The sequence below is a fragment of the Anoxynatronum sibiricum genome, assembly GCF_039414295.1.
Classification (GTDB): Bacteria; Bacillota; Clostridia; order Peptostreptococcales; family Tindalliaceae; genus Anoxynatronum; species Anoxynatronum sibiricum.
On record NZ_JBCITM010000001.1, the window covers coordinates 130,416 to 150,471 of the forward strand.

18 protein-coding genes and 1 tRNA gene are annotated in these 20,056 nt (G+C 48.2%); 13 read left to right on the forward strand and 6 right to left on the reverse strand.

Annotated elements, in window-relative coordinates:
- Window positions 1-48: 48 nt before the first annotated feature.
- The gene (locus AAIG11_RS00570) at window positions 49-990 is read right to left on the reverse strand and encodes a helix-turn-helix transcriptional regulator (RefSeq protein ID WP_343184334.1); all 942 of its coding nucleotides are present in this window, start codon (window positions 988-990) and stop codon (window positions 49-51) included.
- Between the two features lie 105 nt (window positions 991-1,095).
- Here AAIG11_RS00570 and AAIG11_RS00575 point away from each other — a divergent pair, with 105 nt between their 5' ends.
- The gene (locus tag AAIG11_RS00575; protein WP_343184335.1) at window positions 1,096-1,518 is read left to right on the forward strand and encodes a pyridoxamine 5'-phosphate oxidase family protein; all 423 of its coding nucleotides are present in this window, start codon (window positions 1,096-1,098) and stop codon (window positions 1,516-1,518) included.
- Window positions 1,519-1,662: 144 nt separating this feature from the next.
- On the opposite strand, the gene AAIG11_RS00580 is transcribed toward AAIG11_RS00575, so the two are convergent.
- Both AAIG11_RS00580 and AAIG11_RS00585 read right to left on the reverse strand, forming a co-directional pair.
- Window positions 1,663-2,349, reverse strand: coding sequence for a phospholipase C/P1 nuclease family protein (locus AAIG11_RS00580; protein ID WP_343184336.1), 687 nt, complete (start codon window positions 2,347-2,349; stop codon window positions 1,663-1,665).
- On the reverse strand, window positions 2,343-3,461 hold the full coding sequence (locus AAIG11_RS00585; RefSeq protein WP_343184337.1) for an MGDG synthase family glycosyltransferase: 1,119 nt from the start codon (window positions 3,459-3,461) through the stop codon (window positions 2,343-2,345). Before AAIG11_RS00585 ends, AAIG11_RS00580 begins: the two co-directional genes overlap by 7 nt.
- 261 nt (window positions 3,462-3,722) lie before the next feature.
- Here AAIG11_RS00585 and AAIG11_RS00590 point away from each other — a divergent pair, with 261 nt between their 5' ends.
- From AAIG11_RS00590 to AAIG11_RS00630, 9 genes are all read left to right on the forward strand, one after another.
- Entirely contained in the window at window positions 3,723-5,597 is a 1,875-nt protein-coding gene (locus AAIG11_RS00590) for a complex I subunit 5 family protein (protein ID WP_343184338.1), read from the forward strand.
- 117 nt (window positions 5,598-5,714) lie between these two features.
- Entirely contained in the window at window positions 5,715-6,563 is an 849-nt protein-coding gene (larC, locus tag AAIG11_RS00595) for a nickel pincer cofactor biosynthesis protein LarC (protein ID WP_343184339.1), read from the forward strand.
- A gap of 11 nt (window positions 6,564-6,574) precedes the next feature.
- Window positions 6,575-7,015, forward strand: a complete 441-nt coding sequence (larC2, locus tag AAIG11_RS00600) for a nickel pincer cofactor biosynthesis protein LarC2 (RefSeq protein WP_343184340.1) — start codon at window positions 6,575-6,577, stop codon at window positions 7,013-7,015.
- Window positions 7,012-8,337 (forward strand): glycerate kinase type-2 family protein, encoded by a 1,326-nt coding sequence (locus tag AAIG11_RS00605; protein ID WP_343184341.1) that lies wholly within the window; start codon window positions 7,012-7,014, stop codon window positions 8,335-8,337. The genes larC2 and AAIG11_RS00605 overlap by 4 nt, the downstream gene beginning before the upstream one ends.
- A gap of 208 nt (window positions 8,338-8,545) precedes the next feature.
- A tRNA-Gly gene (locus AAIG11_RS00610) sits at window positions 8,546-8,619 on the forward strand.
- A 255-nt stretch (window positions 8,620-8,874) separates the two neighbouring features.
- On the forward strand, window positions 8,875-10,146 hold the full coding sequence (locus AAIG11_RS00615; protein ID WP_343184342.1) for an L-cysteine desulfidase family protein: 1,272 nt from the start codon (window positions 8,875-8,877) through the stop codon (window positions 10,144-10,146).
- A gap of 41 nt (window positions 10,147-10,187) precedes the next feature.
- A complete protein-coding gene (locus AAIG11_RS00620; protein ID WP_343184343.1) occupies window positions 10,188-10,958 on the forward strand; it encodes a (S)-benzoin forming benzil reductase in 771 nt (256 codons plus the stop codon).
- 153 nt (window positions 10,959-11,111) lie between these two features.
- On the forward strand, window positions 11,112-11,327 hold the full coding sequence (locus AAIG11_RS00625) for a hypothetical protein (protein WP_343184344.1): 216 nt from the start codon (window positions 11,112-11,114) through the stop codon (window positions 11,325-11,327).
- Between the two features lie 51 nt (window positions 11,328-11,378).
- Entirely contained in the window at window positions 11,379-12,878 is a 1,500-nt protein-coding gene (locus tag AAIG11_RS00630) for a sodium:solute symporter family protein (RefSeq protein WP_343184345.1), read from the forward strand.
- A 119-nt stretch (window positions 12,879-12,997) separates the two neighbouring features.
- Here AAIG11_RS00630 and AAIG11_RS00635 read toward each other — a convergent pair whose 3' ends face one another.
- Genes AAIG11_RS00635 through dctP form a run of 3 tightly spaced genes read right to left on the reverse strand, consistent with a single transcriptional unit; the run spans window position 12,998 to window position 15,971 of the window.
- Entirely contained in the window at window positions 12,998-14,302 is a 1,305-nt protein-coding gene (locus AAIG11_RS00635) for a TRAP transporter large permease (protein ID WP_343184346.1), read from the reverse strand.
- 22 nt (window positions 14,303-14,324) lie between these two features.
- Complete coding sequence (locus AAIG11_RS00640; protein ID WP_343184347.1) at window positions 14,325-14,867, reverse strand: TRAP transporter small permease; 543 nt, start codon at window positions 14,865-14,867, stop codon at window positions 14,325-14,327.
- Window positions 14,868-14,927: 60 nt separating this feature from the next.
- Complete coding sequence (gene dctP / locus AAIG11_RS00645) at window positions 14,928-15,971, reverse strand: TRAP transporter substrate-binding protein DctP (protein ID WP_343184348.1); 1,044 nt, start codon at window positions 15,969-15,971, stop codon at window positions 14,928-14,930.
- 233 nt (window positions 15,972-16,204) lie between these two features.
- Here dctP and AAIG11_RS00650 point away from each other — a divergent pair, with 233 nt between their 5' ends.
- The 3 genes from AAIG11_RS00650 (at window position 16,205) to proB (ending at window position 19,988) form a co-directional block, all read left to right on the forward strand.
- Complete coding sequence (locus AAIG11_RS00650) at window positions 16,205-17,926, forward strand: sensor histidine kinase (RefSeq protein WP_343184349.1); 1,722 nt, start codon at window positions 16,205-16,207, stop codon at window positions 17,924-17,926.
- A 38-nt stretch (window positions 17,927-17,964) separates the two neighbouring features.
- Window positions 17,965-18,696, forward strand: coding sequence for a response regulator transcription factor (locus AAIG11_RS00655; RefSeq protein WP_343184350.1), 732 nt, complete (start codon window positions 17,965-17,967; stop codon window positions 18,694-18,696).
- Between the two features lie 161 nt (window positions 18,697-18,857).
- Window positions 18,858-19,988, forward strand: coding sequence for a glutamate 5-kinase (gene proB / locus AAIG11_RS00660; RefSeq protein ID WP_343184351.1), 1,131 nt, complete (start codon window positions 18,858-18,860; stop codon window positions 19,986-19,988).
- The last annotated feature ends 68 nt before the right edge of the window (window positions 19,989-20,056 follow it).

The following is a 20,056-nucleotide window of genomic DNA, read 5'->3' on the forward strand; positions in this document are numbered from 1 at the left end:
TCATTTTGGGGGCTGTTTAGTGAGTAAGAGAGCGCTCTTGCCAAACAACTATATGGCAGACAAATAACTTCTAAGAGCATCTAATTTGTCGATGATCAGATTTTTCAAAGGAACAGGCTGTATCGATCGAATGGTTTCTCCATATCCCATGAAATAAGCAGCAATAAAATTTTCTTCTCCTGCATTATAAAAACCTCGAATTGTGTATGCGTCATCCTCCAGGTGCAGCTTCATTGAAGGGTAATGTTCCTTTTGAAAAATGTCTGCTCCTTTTTTGGATACAATGACTTCGAAATCTGTTGCACCCGGGGTTTTATAAAGCAGGGCAGCAGATTTTATCAAGTCAGCGACTGGCTTTGAAGGATACACAACGTTCCCTTTCACATCGAGTACTTTGTCGCAACGAAACACTTGTGTACAGCCTGTTTCAGCATGATAGCCAGTTGCATACCATTGGCCGTAAGCAGCAGAGATATTAAAAAATTGAATGGGATGCCACTGAATCGCATTTTTTTTCTGATACTTAATGTCACACACTTTTTCATCAAGAGCGGACTGTAAAATAGCTTTCAAAAAATGACAATGATTCTTTTGCGGAATAGACCCTAAGCTAAAAATTTTTTCAGCGTTATGAAGCATTTCGATTTTTTCTGCGGAAAGACAGTTTTCAAATTTGCGCTTTAGTATTTCGACACTTAAATGAAAGGGCGTGGTTTCATACGCCCTTAACGTGAGCATTGAAAAATATAATGCAAATACTTCATCAATGTTAAATATAATGGGAGATAACAGCCTGTTTTGCAGAATGCCATAATAACCATTTCTGCCTGATTGGGAATAGATGGGCATTCCCATTTCTTCCATTGAATGTACGTCTCTAAGTGCAGTACTCTTTGAAATCGTATATTTTTCCATTAAATCTTTTAGATTGAAGAAATTCCTGTCGTTCAGAAATAGCATCATATCGTTCAATCGCTCTGATTTGTTCATCAACTTCACCCTTCCCCCAAAAAATGATCATACAAAAAGGTGTCATGATTTGATACCTTTCTGTATTATGCTATAAATATCTCAAAAAGAAAAGGAGAATGATCGATGATCACGAAAAAGGAATTAACAGGCATGATGAGAACGCAAACCGAAATTGCATTGGCGACAAGCGTTAATGGACAGCCGCATGTGCGAATTGTTAATTTCTACTTTGATGCCACAGCAAACACACTGTTTTTTACAACCTTTGGAGATAATGACAAGGTCAAGGAATTTGAAGCGAATCCACAGGTAGCTTTCACGACAATCCCCCATCATGGCTATGAACATGTGAAGGCAAATGGCATTGTCAAAAAGAGTGACCGCACTATTTTCGATGTTGCTGATGGGTTCACAAGTAAAATTCCAGACTATCAAGATACGATTGAGCAAGCCGGAGAACAGTTAGTCCTTTATGAAATCAAGTTTGACACGGCAGTGGTTACATTGGATTTTGAGCACATGGATACCATTTGCCTGGAGGGTTGAGAGAAGGTCACCAGATTTAGAGTGACAGGCGTCAGCGTTGAAAAACAGATGATCGCCTTGTGATTGCTGTCTGATAAGCTCAGCGACAGATAAAGCAGAAGCTGCCGAAAAATCCGGCAGCTTCTGCTTCTTATGAAATCACCTCTATACCACTTTGCCCATCAGACTGGGGTGGGGTATTGAGGTGGAGCATTCGGTCAGAGAGACAATTTCCTTCTGTAAAAGCAGCAGCACAGCTGCAGTGCTGTGGAAAGCCCGGGGCAGCAGTTCGGCAGTGCTGTGCTTCATTTGCTCTTCAGTGGGCTGATGAAGTAACATTTCATGAGAAAGAGAGCGAAGTGCATTTGACTCCAGGATCTCCAGTGGATGCCGCCCCTTCACTGCAACAAGCCTGCGGGGAATAAAGGCCTGAAAATGGTCTGCAGCCCAGGATTCATAGTGGTGATGCCCCTGCAAAAGACAGCCAATGGCATGGTGGGGCACACAGAGATCCTGTATCAGGTGCAGCACGATCCCCAAGTGGAAAAAATAGCGTTGTGCGTGACGCTCTTTGAATGCTTCATCCATGATTTTCAGGTTGTTTGTCAGCTCGTCGGCAGCATGGTGAACACCGGGAAGGCCGCTGTGCTGCAAGGGGTGATAAAAATGACTCAGGTTTCGCAACCCCTGATCAGTCCACTGGCTGCCTTGATGAATGAAGCTCATGAAAGGGGGGAGAAGTGCTGCCAAATACCGGTGACCGCTGCCGGCGAGAAGTGCCGGCACATGCTCGGAACAGCAGCGATGAACATTTTTTTGTGGGGTGGAAGACTTGGAAAAAAGTGTCAGCATGATCGGCGCCCCTCCTCTTCCAACGGTATTTGCAGAAGGGAAACAACGTTGTGGGCAGCCTCTGGAAAAGCTGCCTGACGAGCCTTTTGGCACATATCGTGAAGGCGTTCAGGGTACTGACCAAGTTGGCAAATGAGGTGCTCAACTTCACGAACATCTTTTGCCTGAAGGGCCCAGCCCTGACTCGCCGCCAGCGCTGCATTTTCTTCTTCATGACCTGGCAGGGGATTTAGGATAATGGTGGGAAGTCCGGCAACGGCAGCCTCCGAAAGACTGACTGCCCCCGCTTTGGTAATAAGCAGGGAAGCCTGCTTCATAAGGCGGGGAATATCATTGGAAAAACCCATAATTTTCCAATTGGCTAAATGGCGGGTGCGGATTATTAAGCTGTCATACAGGGTCTCGTTGTTACCAGTGACCACAACAAAATGCAGTTGCGGAAAAGCCGCCATCAACAGATCGGTGCAGGCGGTCAGGCTGCCAATGCCGAGTCCGCCGCCCATGATCAGAATGTGCTGTTCGCTGATGGCAGGTTCCTTTAACAGGGGATAAAGATGAGAGGCTGTTTCGACTGGTGTTGCAAAGCCCTTTTTCACAGGGATACCAGTGAGGTATAACTGTGATGCGGGGATGCCTTCATCCCTTAATGACATCACCTGGGAAGAATGGGCAACAAAATAACCGCTGAGCTGACGGTTTAACCAGAGGGGGTGGAAGCCGAAGTCTGTGAGAACTGCGTAGGCAGGTGCCAGGGCAGCAGATCGATAGGCAGCAGCGGGAAAGGGATGGGTAAAGATAAACAGAGAGGGAGACAGTGTCTGCTGCAGCTGCTTCAACAGGCGGTAACACAGGTGGTGGAGCATGGATACGGCACGGGGATTTGTCTGGTGTGTCTGTGTCCAAAGATACGCTTTTGAAAAAACGGCAGGTGCCTTTTGGATGGTGGTTAAGTAAAGTTTGTTCACCATCTGATAAATCCGTTTTTCTGCCAGTAAATCAATGACATGAACCTGCTGGGAAGAATTATGCTGCAGCAGTGATTCCTTTAAAGCACAGGCAACTTGATTATGCCCTGCGCCGATGGATGCAGTGACAATCACAATGGTTCGCATGGGGCACTCCTTTCAACAGTTGTCATCCATTGCTGATGGTTGTTGGGGGAATAATGTCACCACTAATGTATCAAATGGGCGGGGAAGTTGGTTTCAGATCATGTAAACAACAGGTAAGGATTCTGTAAATCCATGGAAATACACCGGAGATTCATTCATTTCCAGTGAACTGCTGACATATGTATTTCGTCTGATAGTCAGACTGTCTTCTGTGGTATGAGTGAAGTAGAACGTGCATTTCAGCAGACGGGAGGTCTTCGCTTGAACTATATTCGGCTGATGGTGCAGATGGGATTACCGCTGTTGGTGATCGTGTTTATGGTGATTGAACTGATGCTGCCCCGGATCATGCCGGGACGGGAGCCTCGCCAGGTGCGGCGTAATGCGGCCAAGGGGTTTGTGTTGCTGAATACGATCATTCTGGCAGCCACCTATTGGGATGTGATGGAGGAACCTATCATTTATCGGCTGGGCGGCGTTTTTGGCCAGGGTATGTATTTTCAAATAAACCTGCTAAACTATCCTTTTTTAGTATTGGCAGGAATTCTGTGGCTGATGGTGGGCTATTACAGCATGGAAGACATTCATTATCTTTTTTACACCATCACCTATCTGGCGACACAGGGAGCTTTTCTGGCTGGCGACTTGCTTACATTCTTTCTCTTTTTTGAACTGATGACACTGAGTTCCTATGCACTAATGGTCTATCACCGGGGGGAAGAACAGCTGGAGGCTGGCTTTGTGTATCTGTACATGGGAATCTTGGGCGGCCTGCTGCTTCTTAGCGGCATATTGCTCTTGGTGGCTTATACGGGAACGGCAGAATGGGTGCACTTGGCAGCGCAGTTCAGTGAAATGGGGAGCATCAAATATCTGATCGCCCTGTTCTTGTTAACGGGACTGGGAATGAAGGCTGGGATGGTGCCCTTTCATTTTTGGATGCCCCGCATTTACGAAAAGGCCCCTTTTGCAGTGGTGATTCTGTCTTCGGCCATGCTGGTAAAAGTGGGTGGCTACGGCATGTTGAGAGTGATGTCAGTGACCTTTTCTGCCGGGGCGGAAGACCAGGCACCTTTCAGTGCCGTTCTTTGGCAAGTGTCGGAACAGGTGGGGCTGATGCTCCTTTGGGCGGGGATCATCACCATGATTGCAGGTGCTTTGTTGGCTCTGATGCAGAGTAATATCAAGCGAATGCTGGCCTACAGCACCATCAGCCAGATGGGCTACGTGATCATGGGTGTTGGCATTTCTGCATATCTGGGATACCTGGGAGTCTATGGTGTGGCCGGTACCCTCTATCATATGATCAATCATCTCTTCTTTAAAGCACTGTTGATCATGACCGCTGGCACCCTTTTCTTTGCCACAGATGAGGTGAATCTTTACCGACTGGGGGGTCTCTGGAAAAAAATGCCGGTGATTGCCATACTCACGCTTATCGGACTTATGGGAATCACCGGGTTTCCCGGATTGAACGGTTATGTCAGCAAGACACTGCTGCACCATGGCCTTGTCCAAGCCATGGATCAGGGGCCGGCCTCCCTGCGAATGGCAGAATGGCTCTACAAGGCTGCCGGTGCAGGAACGGTAGCTTACGCCATCAAATACTTCTATTTTGTATTCGTGAAATCGGGGGAGGTTCCGCTGGTTACACAGTCGGTCCTTTTGGCTGATGGCCAGGTGGTGGGAGGACCATCCCGGTGGATGACCCATGTGATGACCTGTCTGGCAGTGATCATGGTCTTCGCAGGCTTGTTTCCAACTTTCTGGGTCAGGCATTTGATGGCGCCGGCAGCCATGTGGGTTTCCCGGGTGCCGGCGCTGGTGGAAATTCAGCTCACTGGACTCAATTTTTGGAATGGCAAAGATCTTTTGGGAACCATTCCTGTTTTTGCTGCCGGATTTCTTTTGTTTATTGTAGGTCGGCGTTTTCAGCTTTTTGCCCTGGAACTGCCTCGCTGGGTATCGGCCGAACAGGTGATTTTGCACCCTGTGCTCAGTTTTTGCCAGCGGTTTTCCACTTTCTGCGTGAAGCGATATGAATCCCCCCTTATTTTTGGAGATGCCCTGATTTATGCAGTGACGCTTTTCGTGATGATGGTGTTGCTGACAGTATTTCAGATCTGGGCCAGGTAACGACCGCTGACGTGTTGGTTTGTGGTACAATGAGACTGGACGAAAACCAAGGGCAGATATCCGGATCAACAATATATCGATTCACGTGTCAATCAACTGAAAAGGAGCATGATTTCATTGAGAATATTATATCTTGACTGTTTTGCAGGTATCAGCGGGGACATGACGCTGGGGGCTTTTATTGACCTGGGTGTGGAGGAACAGTTGCTGCGGGAGGGACTGTCACAGCTGACGGTTGACGGTTACCGTTTAGAGGTGACACCAGCTGAAAAGCAGGGAATACAGGGGACTAAGGTGAATGTAAAACTGACAGGCGCAGAAAGCTATCATCACGGGGAGCACCACCATCACCAGGAGGAAAGCCATGCCCATGAGCATCACCATCACCACGGTCATCATCATGACGAAACAGCTCATGAGCATCACCATGTGAACCTGGCGGCAGTGGAAACCATCATTAACGAAAGTGGCCTGGAAGAGCCGGTGAAAGTTCTCAGCAAAAAAATGTTCCGCATTGTGGCGGAAGCAGAGGCAACGGTGCATGGCAAACCCATTGAAGAAGTTCATTTTCATGAAGTGGGGGCAGTGGACTCCATCGTGGATATTGTGGGAGCGGCCATCTGTCTGTGTCACTTGAAGGTGGACCAGGTGGTGGTGTCGCCCCTGCATACCGGCACCGGCTTTGTGAAGTGCCAGCACGGGCTGATGCCTGTGCCTGTGCCGGCCACCCTGCAGATTATTCAAAATCACCAAATGCCCTTTTACAACACAGGGATCCCCCGTGAGCTGGTAACACCCACCGGAGCCGCCATCGCCGCCGGCATGGCAGATGGATACGGCCCGCTGCCTGCAATGGAAGTTACCGCCATCGGCTACGGGGCGGGTACCCGTGACCTTGAAATTCCCAACATGCTGCGCATGGTAGTAGGCGAAAAAAAAAAGACAGTGATGACCCCAGCGCATTAACGTCTCATCAGGTGACGGTGATTCATGCCAGTTTAGACGACTCCACGGGGGAAATCCTGGGGTTCGCCATGGAACAGCTGCTGGATGCCGGGGCGCTGGATGTTTCTTTTATCCCCCTTTATATGAAAAAGAATCGACCGGGAGTCAAACTGGAAGTGATCTGTAACCGATCAGATGAAAAAAAGCTCCTTGAAATTATCTTTCGGGAAACCACCACCCTGGGCGTGCGTATCACAGAAGCCAGACGCGCTGTCATGACAAGGGAACTTCGAAAGGTTCATACCCCTTTTGGGCCGGTGCGGGTGAAACGGGCTCACTGGCAAGGTGTGGTGAAAGCATCGCCGGAATATGAAGACTGCCGGCAAGCAGCTCTAAGAGCGGGCGTTAGTTTACAGACCGTTTACCAATCGGCACTGACGCGTACTGACATTGAAGGAGAGATGACGGAATGAAAACAGCAGATCAGGCGGCCGGTCAAAAAGGATCACTAACAGGCATGAAGCAAGACGCTCATGACATCATCACGACATCCATTCAGGCGGTTCTGCCGGAAGAGGCTGTGAAAAAAGCATTGCAACACCGTCAGTTGACAGGCAATCCTGTGGTGATATCCCTGGGAAAAGCCGCCTGGTCAATGGCTCATGCAGCAAAAGAAATCCTGGGTGATCAACTGAAACGGGGATTGGTGGTCACCAAGCACGGTCATTCTAAGGGACCGCTGACGAGCTTTCGAATCATTGAGGCAGGGCATCCAGTTCCCGATGAAAATGCTGTGAGAGGTGCTGCTGCCGCCCTCGAAATAGTCAGTGAACTCACTGCTGAAGATCAGGTGCTGCTGCTGATTTCAGGAGGCGGTTCTGCTCTTTTTGAAATGCCGGCAGCAGGTGTCACGTTGAAAGACATTCAGATGATCACCGAACAGCTGTTGGCCAGTGGTGCCTCCATTGGTGAAATAAATACCATCCGCAAACGTCTTTCAGCCGTCAAAGGCGGACGCTTTGCTGCTGCCTGCGCTGCGGCCCCAATCCTGGCCATCGTTCTTTCAGATGTGCTGGGAGACCGACTGGATGTCATCGCTTCCGGTCCTGCTCATCCTGATTCATCCACCACTCAGGAAGCGCTGGCCATCATTCACCGGTATGATTTACAGATAAATGAATCAGTGCGCCAGGCACTGGTCATGGAAACCCCCGCCATTACCACCCGCTGTGAGACCATCATTGCCGGTAACGTTGCGGGTTTGTGTACTGCTGTCGCCGAGGCCTGCCTGCAAAGAGGCTACGAACCCCAGATTCTTACCACCACCCTGGACTGTGAAGCCAGGGAGGCGGGCAGGGTGATGGCAGCAATGGCCCGGGAACTGGCAGAACACCAGAATAATCAAGCAGGTGGTTATCGGACGAAACTTCCCTGCGCCCTCATTATGGGCGGTGAAACCGTGGTTCACCTTACCGGCAATGGGAAAGGCGGCAGAAATCAGGAGTTGGCTCTGGCGGCTGCGTTGGGTATGGAAGGGTTGGCCAATGTGGTGCTGTTTTCCGTAGGTTCTGACGGTACCGATGGCCCCACTGATGCTGCTGGTGGAATGGTGGATGGTGATAGTGCCTGCCGCATGAGAGCTGCCGGAAATGACCCGGAAAGTGCACTGAAGTGCAACGATGCCTACCATGCCTTGAAGGCATCTGGCGACCTGGTGATCACCGGCCCCACAGGCACCAATGTGAACGATGTGGCGGTGGTGTTAGTCAAGCCACTGATTTCAACGGATCACTGACAAAAAAAGCACAAAATGATAAAAATGATTCCTTAAAAAGAACAATAAACGTGTAAAATACATCTGTAGCCTGAAAGGTGCAACCTAAATCACGATTCCTGTTAGAGAGTAAACGGAAAGCTGACGGGAAAAATGTACACGTCATAAGAAAAGTAACTGGATGGTTTCGCTTAATTAGTATTGATGATATAATCATCTGAGGCAAACTGCGGGTGTAGCTCAATGGCAGAGCCCCAGCTTCCCAAGCTGGTTACGAGGGTTCGATTCCCTTCACCCGCTCCAATCAGTCAATTAAAATAAGCAGGATATCGGTGCATTCCATCTGGAAAGCACTTTTTTTATTTATATGACAGGGCATGTCAGCTGCAGCTGTTCATTTTTCTTCTCGTCACACGGATAGCAGGTGATTGCATGTGCATCGACGATGGAGTGATTCATTGATGGTACTTGATGAAAATAGATCAAAATAGTATGATGAGAGAAAATATAAATCACACCATCATGACCGAGATAAACTGTGATAGAGGAGATGGCTTCATGGACCAGCAGCAATACCAGCTGTATCTGGAAATATTGAAGGAAGAATTAATTCCGGCACTGGGGTGCACCGAACCCATTGCCATTGCCTATGCGGCAGCAAAGGCACGGGAAGTATTGGGAGTGTACCCGCAGCACATGGTGGTTGCCTGCAGCCGAAATATCATCAAAAATGCCAAAGCGGTCACAGTTCCCAACACCGGCGGGCTGAAGGGCATTGAAGCCAGTGCCCTTGCCGGATTGATGGGTGATGCCTCAAGGGAGATGGAAGTACTGGAATCCCTTAAAGCAGAAGATCTCAAACAGATTCATGCTTCTCTGGAAACATCTATGTGCCGGGTGGAGTTAATGGATTCTGCGGCCAATCTGCATTTAAAGGTGCAGGTGTCTCATGGTGAAGATGAAGCGTCGGTGGAAATCATTCATGCCCATACCAACATTCATGAAATTCTTCACAACGGTCAGGTGGTTTATCGACAGGAAACAGACATGAATGACTTCAATTCGGTTCTTTCTGACAGAAGCCGGCTTAACGTTGCCAATATACTGGATTTTGCCAATGAAGTCCGGTTGGAAGACGTCCGGGAACTGCTGGATCGTCAAATTGCCTTTAACCTTGATATTGCGGAAGAAGGTCTTGCCGAAGCGTATGGTGCCGGTATTGGGAAAATGTTGCTGGAATGCTACGGCGATGATGTAATCACCAAAATGCGTGCCTATGCCGCTGCAGGTTCAGATGCCCGTATGAACGGTTGCAGCTTTCCTGTGATGACCAACTCGGGAAGCGGCAATCAGGGTATGACCACTTCTCTGCCGGTGATTGTTTATGCCACTGACAAGGGAATCAGTCAAGACCGGTTGTACCGGGCCCTGGCTCTGGCGAACCTCATCACCGTTCATCAAAAAACAGGCATTGGCCGGCTTTCTGCTTATTGTGGAGCTGTGAGTGCCGCCTGTGGCAGTGGTGCAGCCGTCACCTATCTTGAAAGTGGTCGCCTGGAGAATATTGAAATGACCATCATTAACACCCTGGCCAATGTTTCCGGCATTGTCTGTGATGGAGCCAAATCATCCTGTGCCGCCAAAATTGCATCCAGTGTGGATGCGGCCATGATGGCTCACCATCTGGCCATGAAAAATATTGTTTTTGAGCAGGGTGCAGGGATTGTGAAAAACAATGTGGAGAAAACCATTACGGCAGTGGGAAGATTGGGCCGTGAAGGCATGCGGGAAACAGATGTGGAAGTGCTGAAAATCATGATGGAAGACTAGCATATGGTGAACTTCGCTGTCAGAAAAGGAGCGTGACTAAAATGAAATATGTGATCATCACAGGTGCCTCCAAGGGGTTGGGGAGTGCATTGGCAGAAGTGTTGATGGAACAGGGAGAAACAGTTCATCTGCTGTGTGTGGCACGTACCGCCAACCAGGCGTTGGCTGATCAGGCGGCGAAACTGGGAATCTCCATGAATGTGATTCAGGCGGATCTTGCAGAAGTGGAAATGTTGGAGTCGTTGATGGTGCAGCTCTTTGAGATGGTTGACTTTTCAAAAGCAACGGGACTGTATCTGGTGAACAATGCAGGAATGGTGGAACCTGTTGCTCCCTTGTCAAAGTATAATGCCGGGGAGATCCTGACAAATCTGCATGTCAATCTGGCGGCGCCCATGGCGTTGACGGCAGCGTTCCTCCGGTTGTCCCGGGAACTGGCAGCGCCAAAACGGGTGGTGACCGTTACCTCGGGAGCTTCCAAGCGCGCCATTTACGGCTGGAGTGCCTACTGCGCCGCAAAGGCGGGGGTGAACCTGTTTACCGGTTGTGCGGCAGAAGAAGAAAAGGATGAAAAAAATGGCGCTCAGTTGGCGGCTTTTTCACCAGGAGTGATGGACACCGACATGCAGGTGACCATTCGAAGTTCAAAGGAAGTGGATTTTAAGCCGCTGGCCGATTTTGTAAAGTTCAAGACAGACGGTGTGCTGCGCCCGGCCAAAGTGGTGGCAGAAGCACTGGTATCACTGATTTTTGCTGATAATTTCCCCAACGGTGAATTTGTGGATGTGAAAGATTTGCTGGAAAATCAATAGCCCATAGCAAAAAGGGGAGGCTTTGTTGAAGCTCCCCCTTTTTGTTGGTGGTGCGCAAAACCATCTGACAAATTCAGAAAATTCTATGGTATAATGGGACGAGCAGAATGAATATCAATTGAGCTGATGGTTGAAGCTGAGGAGGCTGGTTCCATGGGAAGAAGAAAAACAGGGACCAAATCCGGGAAAATACTGTGGGGTCTGATTATTCTTGGAATAGCTGCCATAGAATTTCCCGGCATTCTGTTCATTAACCGCATTGAACCTTCTTTTCTTGGAATGCCCTTTTTGTATGGGTTTGTTCTTTTGGTATGGGCGTACCTTTGTGTGGTGCTGTGGATTGCCTACAGGATCAACTGGGGAAAATAGTCACAGGATGAGCTGACAGCCGGGTGATTAAAGCGGGGTGATAAAACAACCATGGATCAACACGTGCTTCCATTACTGATTATTGGAACTTATATGTTCATTCCTCTTTACATTGGAACCCGTGCAGGAGAACGGGAACTGGGTACGCCGGAGGACTTTTTTATCCAGAGCCGCAACATGTCATCGTTGTCGGTCTTTTTTACAGTGATGGCCACATGGATGAGTGCCTTTGCCTTTCTGGGATCGAGTGCGTCTTTTTACCTGAAAGGTCCTGTTTACTGGACAACCATCGGGTGGGATTTTTTATTTGGTCTCTTATTCTTTGTTCTAGGAAAACGCATCTGGTTTTTTGGAAAGATGAATGGGTATATAACGGCGGCAGATTTTTTTCGCGACCAATACCAGTCGGATCGGCTGGCGGATCTGGTGGCGGTGATTCTGCTGGTTTTTACGTTGCCATACCTTCAGATTCAGTTGGCGGGTGGTGCCTATCTGATTCAGGTAGCTTCCAATGAGTTGATCCCCTGGGAGCTGGCGGGACTGCTTTTTCTCATCGTCATCATTATCTATGTGTGGACGGGTGGTTTACGGGCCGTGGCTTGGGCTGATATTTTTTATGGCATTTTAATTCTCTTTGGACTGGCTTCTTCAGGACTTTATTTGGTGAACCGTGTGGGTGGCATGCATTTTCTTTTTGCGGAGTTGCAGCGAACAAAGCCTGAAATTCTAACACTGCCAGGGCCAACGGGTAATGCCGGAGCACCGCTGTGGCTGGCCATGTTCATTGTCGTCCCCGTGGGAGCGTTGATGGGTCCTCATTTATGGACACGCTTATATGCGGTGCGTAACCCCCGCATATTTGATTTAATGCCATTGCTCCTGGGGATGGTGTCAATTATCAATATTTTTCCAATGCTCACCGGTTATGCGGGAATTTTGCTGGAACCGGGCATTGAAAATCCTGATATAATACTGCCGGTGCTGCTGTATCGCCATGCCCCCTATGCCTTCATGTCATTAGCCTTGACAGGAGGAGCGGCGGCAGCCATGTCCACTTCCAATTCTCAGATCCATTCCATTTCTTCTGTCTATACCATCGATATTCACCAAAAGTATATTAATCGCAGCCTGTCCAATAAGCGGCTTCTTCTGGTGGGCAGAGTTGCCGTTGTCCTTTTTTCGGCGTTCACTTATTTAATGCTGATTTATATCCCTGGATTGTTGATTAACATTGGATTAATTGCCTTGAGCGGCACTGCCCAGATTTTGATTCCTTTGTGTGGCGCCTTGTTTTGGAGGCGTTCAACTGCTCAGGGTGCCATTACAGGACTCCTGGGCGGCATGGTGGTACTGATCAGTGCCATGGTCGTCATGCGCTTTGACCCTTCCTTTGAAATTGTGTATGCAGGCATTGTGGCTCTTTTGGTCAATGCAGGTCTTTTTGTGGCGGTCAGCAGCCAGACCCCTTCCCGGAGCCATGAGATCATTGGAAAATTCGAACAACAGATGGAAGCATTTCGAAAAATATCGTCATTCTCGTCAGAACGCTGACACAGCGGGATGAACGGTTAAACCCAAAAGTACCTGTAATACCAACAGGGCTTTTGGGTTTTTTTGAAATCGGTTGGCGTGTGACAATATGCGAAATAAAGAAGTAGTGAATGCCCGGATTATTGAATACCCAGCACCAGCCGGGGAAGCCAAAGCGAAAAACCGGGGACAAAGGTGGCCAACAGGAGGGTGGGAATCCAGGCAAAGAAAATCAGCGCAAAAGTGGTTTTAAGCATCTCATTCACAGGTGCTCCGCCAATGCGGCCGGCCAGATACAGGAAGGGAGCACAGGGTGGTGTGATGCAGCCCATTCCCAGGTTGACCCCGATGATGGCAGCGAACTGTACAGGGGTGACACCCAACTGAGTGACAATGGGTAACAGGATGGGTGTACATAGAAGGATGGCGCTGATATCATCCATAAGCATTCCAATTAGTACCATAAACACATTCAGCATCAGCAGAATGACAATGGGATTGTCTGATACGGCTGAGAAAAGCGCCATCAGTTGTTGAGGCACATTTTCCATGATATAAAGCCGGCTGAGCACCATAACAGAAAGTAGCATGATAAGAATGACGCCGGCAGTATTGACGGAATTCAGAAGTGTGTCATAAAACTCCCGCCAGGTAAGTCCCTTGTAAATGAAAAAGCCGACGGGAATGGCATAGAGACAGGACATGGCAGCTGCCTCAGTAGGAGTCATCACTCCGCCGTAGATGCCACCCAGAATGATGGCAGGTGCGATAATGGCAGGCGTGGCAGAGATGGCTTTTTTGTTAAACACTTTCAGCGTGGTCAAGAAGTCATAGTTTTCAGTGACGGTGATCTCTTTATTATTGCGTAACAGTATCAGGTTGATGATGCTGAAAAGAATAACCAAAGTGACGCCGGGAGTAACGGTGGCCAGAAAACTGGCTAAAACAGAAGTGCCGCCAACCCAGGCATATAGAATCATGGTCAGGCTGGGGGGGATCAAAAGGCCCAGTACGCCTGCGCTGGCAATAAGTGCCGAGCAATGGCCCCGGGGATAACCTGCTCTGTACATGCGGGGCAGCATGATGGAACCAATGCAGGAGACGGTTGCAAAGCCACTGCCAGAAATGGCTCCGAAAATGGCGCATGAAATGACCATGACAGCCCCCAAGCCTCCCCGAACTCTGCCTACCAGCACTTCCACCACTTCCACCAGGCGTTCGCCAATGCCGCCACGCTCCATCAGACCACCGGCCAGTATGAACAGTGGAATGGCCACCAGAATGATGGAGGAAGCCTGGGCATACCCATAAGGAAGTAGGAATGAAGGGTCGTAGCCACCCAAAATAACCACTACAATGGAAGAGGCAAAGAAGGCAAAGGGAATGGGAACCCCAATGAGCAGTGTTGTCACCAAAGCTATAAAAGCAAACAGAATAATGTGCATGCAGTCATCACTCCTCTTCAGGTTAGCTTAGAATTTGTTTGCCTTGTTTAAACTGTATCAATGTCAGTTTGATTTCGTCATAAAAATAGACGAGATTATAGAAAGTCACCAGGGTGAGTCCGATAAGAAGGGAACTTTGACCCCATACCATGGGCAGCCGCCAAACGGGTGTTTTGGTCTTCATGGTGAAGCCCCAGACAACAAACTCATAAGCCCAGTAATTGAAGATAGCTGCCAAAACCAGTGTTAAAAAAGAGCGAAACAAATTAATAACTGACTTTACACGTCCTTCTTTCAGGTAGATGTTCAAAATATCGGCAGTGATCTGGTTTTTTCGGTAGCTGCCATAGCTGCTGCCAATCATGTAGAGCCAGAAGGCAAACATCACCAGGATCTCTTCGTAGCCTTTGAAATCGGTGTTAAAAAGCCAGCGCAACAGCATGGCAGAAGACACGATGAGCATGACGGCGAGGCCGGTGACCACCATGATGGCCTTTTGAATATTGGCGAGGGTTCGCCAGAAAAGATGGTTTTCCCGTGACAGTTCAATGTCGGTTCTTGACAATTTCATCCCTCCCAGCAAGATGGTTACAGGGGAAAGGCTTGCTTTCCCCTGTCTAAAAATCTATTCGTACTGTGCTTTCAGTCCATCCAGCAGTTCGCTGGTATAGACAGACTCCAGTTTTGGCCAGGTGGTGGTTCTGACAAAGTCTGCCAGCATCTGAACTTCGTCGTCGCTCAGTTTTACCACTGTCACACCCAGCTCTTCCAACTGTTCCATCCAGTGTTCATCTTCCGCTTCGGCAAGTTCAAAGCTTTCCTTGCTCTGACGTTCAAAGGCATCCAGAATAATCTGCTGATCTTCGGCAGAGAGGCTGTCGAACAATTTTTGGTTCATGACGTAGGCCGTACTTTCTGCATGCATGTAGGTGCGCCAGAAATAGTCGATGATTTCACCCACCCAGTGGTAGTTTACATTGGGAGTGCCTCCAATCCAGCCATCCACCACACCTGTCTGAATGGCAGTGGGGGCTTCTGCGTAGGGAACCGTGACGGGGGTATAGCCCAGATCGGCCATGGGTTCACGGGCGGCAGGCGCAGCCCATACCCGCATCTGCAATCCTTTGTTGGCACCAGGCACCAGCAGGTCCCGGGGTTCTTTTTTTGCAGACATGCCGATGTAACCTTCAAGATAGAATCCTAAAAACTTGACGCCCAGCGCTTCGTTGTACTCCACAAATTTTTCACTCAGGAAGGAACCGGGAGCATAAACAACTTTGGCTTCTTCATAGCCCGTTGTCAGATAAGGCGTATAGGCGGCGCCCAGTCGGGAATCCAGAGAATCGGGAATGGTGATATGGGCCATATCGATGGTGCCGCGGACAATTTCTTCGTAGACGGTGTCATAGCCGCCCAGCTGGCTGGCCGGGTAAATGTTAATCTTAATGCGTCCATTGGTCTTTTCTTCCACTTCTTCAGCGATGGCATTGGCAGATCGAGTGGCCATGTGGTCAACGGGGTGGTCGGTTGCCAACCGGAGCACCATGGGCTCATCGGAAGCCGCTTGGCCCCCGTTGTCGCCGGAAGAGCCGCCGCAGGCTGTCAGCAGGAGCGTGATGCAAAGAAAGATGCTGAGAAGAATTGTCTTGTTTCGGTTTCTTTTTTTCATGATTCATCCCCCTTTAATAATGGTTTGGCGGCCACATACTTTGTATGTTGCCGCTTTTGATTCTGCTGTCGCTTTTCATGGATTTGTATTAAAATAGATTCTACAGGAGCAGCATTAAAGAAATCATAAAAGCAGCTTTAAAAATGCTTTAAATTATGTAAATAATTTACCGATTCAATATATTGCGCATATTTCAATAAATCAGTTTTTGTCTGCGGAAAGGGGTGCTGAAGGTGTTTGAAATAAGCCCGTCACTGGCTTCGCTGGCTTTTTTGACCCTGTTCATCACACTGCTTTATTTCTATATTTTTTCTAAAAATCATGAGCCTTATATTAATTACTGGGGTTTCAGCTGGACGATGTACACCATCAGTCTGTTCATCAGCATGTTGTTGCTTAACCAGCCGGGATTAACGGTGTTAATCGGCCTGAAAGTCATTTGTGATTTGTTAAACAGCCTGTTTCTGCTGGGAGGCACCTACCTTTTTGTAGGCAGAAAGATTCCCCGGTACTGGATTCAGTTTCTCTTTATCAATTTACTGTGGATCACATTGGCGGTGTACTATGATTTACCCGTTCTGACGGTGACATTGATCGCCTCCGTCTTTTTTAGTGTGGTTGCAGTAGCCACCGGTGTCATGCTCTTCAGGTACTGGGACACCAACTGGGCAGATCGAGTCATCGGAGGCTTGGTGTTCATCATCTGGGGGCTGCATAAAGCCTATTATCCTTTTCTTTTTCCTGTTTACAGTGATTCCCATCTGGGTTATACCAGTGAAATTATCTTTGCCAACATTTTAAATTTCAGTATTCTGATCATCTATCTTCAAAAAATACGGAGCCAACTGGCGTTGAGTGAAAAACGTTTTCGCCTGATGGCAGATAATGCAAAAGATCTCATTTACCTTTATCAGTTGAAACCAATGTTGAAATTTGAGTACATCAGTCCTTCGTCTCTGAACATGCTGGGCTATGAACCTGAAGCTTTCTATGATAATCCTTCATTATTTTCGGAGCTGGTACATCCGGCTGATCTAGTAATGATGGACTTGCTGACGGAGCCAGATCACATCAACCCGGGACCTGTTACTATACGGTTCCTGCACAAAGAAGGGCACTACATATGGACGGAGCAACATACCACGATTTTGCATGATGCTGCAGGACATATGAAAGCTGTCGAGGGAATTGCCCGGGATATTACGGACCGCAAACGGATTGAGGAAGAAATGATGCAATCGGAAAAATCAAGGCATTCCCTTCTCACCAACATATCCCATGAGTTACGAACACCTATCACTTCTATTCTGGGTTATGTATCTGCATTACTGGACGGCACCATTACCATGAAAGAAACAAGAATTAATTACCTGGAACTGATCCAGTCGAAGGCGCTGAGGCTTCAGCGCCTCATTCAGGATTTGTTTGAACTGACACAACTGGAGTCTGGTCAAATCTCCTTCAATTTTTCGCAGGTGACAGTGGCAGAATTTATTCAGAATAACCTTCAAAAATGTGAATGGGACGTGAATCATGCAGGAATTGTGTTTCAGCTGGTGAACGAAGTGACGCTCAAAGATCTGCAACGGGAAATCATTGTGGATATTGAACGGATGGACCAGGTGATTTCAAATCTGGTGTTTAATGCTATCAGGCATACACCACAATCGGGTTTGATTGCGCTGCAAGCTTCGGTTTTCGAAGCGGATCATCATCAAAATTTGCAGGTAAAAGTCATCGACAACGGTGTGGGTATTGATGAAACTGATCTAAAACATATTTTTGAACGTTTCTACAGGGGTGGTGGGCAAAAAGGAATTGTTTATGAAGGGAGTGGCCTTGGGCTCACCATTTCACGAGAGATCATCGAATTTCATGGAGGACATATTTGGGCAGACAGCAAACTATATGAAGGCAGCAGCTTTTGTTTTACCCTGCCGCTTTATGAACCATAAGCATGGAAAATGACGAATGCGGAAGAGGAGGAAAAACGATGGCGCGAGAAAGAATCCTGCTGATTGATGATGAACGGGATATTACAGAGTTAATTAAACGGTATCTGCTGAAAGAAGATTTCACCATTGAGTCGGCGGCCAATGGCAGGGAAGCCCTGGCAGCGGTGCAGGCTTTTCAACCGGATCTGATTCTGCTGGATATTATGATGCCGGATATCGACGGAATAGAGCTGTGTTTGGAGATTCGAAAACAGACTAATGTTCCGGTGTTGTTTCTCAGCTGTAAGGCCGGCGAAATTGACAAAGTGATGGCGCTTTCAGCGGGAGGAGATGACTACATCATCAAGCCATTTTTACCGGGTGAGTTAATTGCCCGAATTAAAGCCCATTTAAGGAGAAATAGGTTGTTGGCGACGGTCAGGGAACAAGATGAAATTCTTCAACATGCCAGCTTGAAGATGAACATGGATACGCGGGAAGTTTGGTCGGAAGGTGTTTTGCTCAGCCTGTCCAATAAAGAATTTGAAATTCTCTCCATCCTCATGAAAAACCCCAAGAGAATTTACAGCATGGAACAGCTCTTTCAGATGGTGTGGAAAATGGACAGCTTTGACGGCGACGCACGCACCATCATGGTGTATATCAGTAATTTAAGGAAGAAAATTGAGCCAGAACCTTCAAATCCTCAATACATCATTAATGTGCGGGGCGTTGGCTATAAATTCAATCATGCCCTGATTGGCAGAGGAGATTTGCAGGGAGAATTGTAAGCATCACAAAATACTGCCGGGTAGTATGGAAACCACTATGACGAATCTGGTGCTCTATGGTACAATAACAGTTGAACTATTTTACGGCAAATATTATCTGAAACTCATATTTAGACTGAAAGGTGGAAGCTGGAAGCCCGTCGAGGCCTTTGGCGCTGTTGATGAACCGAAAAGAACGCATGCAGCATGTGAAACGCATTGTCATCAAAGTCGGCACCTCTACCATCACCCACGGCAATGGACTGCTGAATCTGAACCGAATGGAGCTATTGGTGCGTCAGATTGCCGATCTCCACAACCAGGGCTATGAGGTGGTATTGGTATCCTCAGGCTCCATTGGTGCTGGCATTGGGCGGTTGAACTTAAAGAAGCGTCCCAATACCATCCCTGAAAAGCAGGTGGCAGCAGCAGTGGGCCAGGGAATCCTGATACACATGTATGAAAAACTTTTCTCCGAGTACGGCAAAGTGGTGGCCCAGATACTGCTTACAAAAGAAGATATCCACCACCGCACCCGGTTTCTTCATGTGCGAAATGCCTTCTTTTCTCTGCTGGAACAGGGCGTGGTTCCCATTGTGAATGAAAATGATGCCATTGCAGTGGATGAAATCAAACTGGGAGACAATGACACCCTTTCTGCCATTGTCAGCAGCATTGCAGAAGCAGACTTGCTGATTCTCCTTTCTGATATTGATGGCCTTTGTGAAGCGGACCCCCGGGTATGTCCCGGCGCAAAGCTGATTCACACCGTCAGCGAAATCACGCCCGAAATCGAAAAACTGGCAGGCGGCGCAGGGAGCAGTCTGGGTACCGGCGGGATGATCACCAAGATCAATGCAGCCCGCATTGCCACCACTTCCGGAACAGCCATGGTGATTGTCAATGGCAGTAGACCCGGGGTGATTCAGGATGTGATTGACGGCTATGAAATGGGCACATGGTTCCAGGAGCAGCAACATCCCCTTCAGGCAAGGAAACACTGGATTGCCTTTGGCAGCACCCCTGCTGGCCGGTTGGTAGTGGATGACGGCGCGGTGAGAGCGCTGACAGAGCGGCAAAAAAGCCTGCTGCCCAGTGGTGTTCTAAAAACAGAAGAACGCTTCAGGGAGGGTCAGATCGTTTCTATAGTCAGCCAGTCGGGGGTGGAAGTGGCCCGGGGTGTGACAAATTACAGTTCCATGGAAATTGATCAGATTAAGGGCCTGAAATCCTCTGAAATCATTGAGACATTGGGCTATAAACCATATGATGAAGTGATACACCGAAACAATCTGGTGGTCTTGCTCCATTAAGTTGCTGAGCCTGATGAAATGATGAAAGAGATTAAGATGAACACAAGTGGATAGTGTCGGAACACATC

Excerpts from the sequence above, each read along its gene's own strand:
- AAIG11_RS00570 (WP_343184334.1), bottom strand. The coding sequence starts at position 990 with ATGAACAAATCAGAGCGATTGAACGATATGATGCTATTTCTGAACGAC.
- AAIG11_RS00575 (WP_343184335.1), top strand. The coding sequence starts at position 1,096 with ATGATCACGAAAAAGGAATTAACAGGCATGATGAGAACGCAAACCGAA.
- AAIG11_RS00580 (WP_343184336.1), bottom strand. The coding sequence starts at position 2,349 with ATGCTGACACTTTTTTCCAAGTCTTCCACCCCACAAAAAAATGTTCAT.
- AAIG11_RS00585 (WP_343184337.1), bottom strand. The coding sequence starts at position 3,461 with ATGCGAACCATTGTGATTGTCACTGCATCCATCGGCGCAGGGCATAAT.
- AAIG11_RS00605 (WP_343184341.1), top strand. The coding sequence starts at position 7,012 with ATGAAAACAGCAGATCAGGCGGCCGGTCAAAAAGGATCACTAACAGGC.
- AAIG11_RS00615 (WP_343184342.1), top strand. The coding sequence starts at position 8,875 with ATGGACCAGCAGCAATACCAGCTGTATCTGGAAATATTGAAGGAAGAA.
- AAIG11_RS00620 (WP_343184343.1), top strand. The coding sequence starts at position 10,188 with ATGAAATATGTGATCATCACAGGTGCCTCCAAGGGGTTGGGGAGTGCA.
- AAIG11_RS00625 (WP_343184344.1), top strand. The coding sequence starts at position 11,112 with ATGGGAAGAAGAAAAACAGGGACCAAATCCGGGAAAATACTGTGGGGT.
- AAIG11_RS00630 (WP_343184345.1), top strand. The coding sequence starts at position 11,379 with ATGGATCAACACGTGCTTCCATTACTGATTATTGGAACTTATATGTTC.
- AAIG11_RS00635 (WP_343184346.1), bottom strand. The coding sequence starts at position 14,302 with ATGCACATTATTCTGTTTGCTTTTATAGCTTTGGTGACAACACTGCTC.
- dctP (WP_343184348.1), bottom strand. The coding sequence starts at position 15,971 with ATGAAAAAAAGAAACCGAAACAAGACAATTCTTCTCAGCATCTTTCTT.
- AAIG11_RS00655 (WP_343184350.1), top strand. The coding sequence starts at position 17,965 with ATGGCGCGAGAAAGAATCCTGCTGATTGATGATGAACGGGATATTACA.
- proB (WP_343184351.1), top strand. The coding sequence starts at position 18,858 with ATGAACCGAAAAGAACGCATGCAGCATGTGAAACGCATTGTCATCAAA.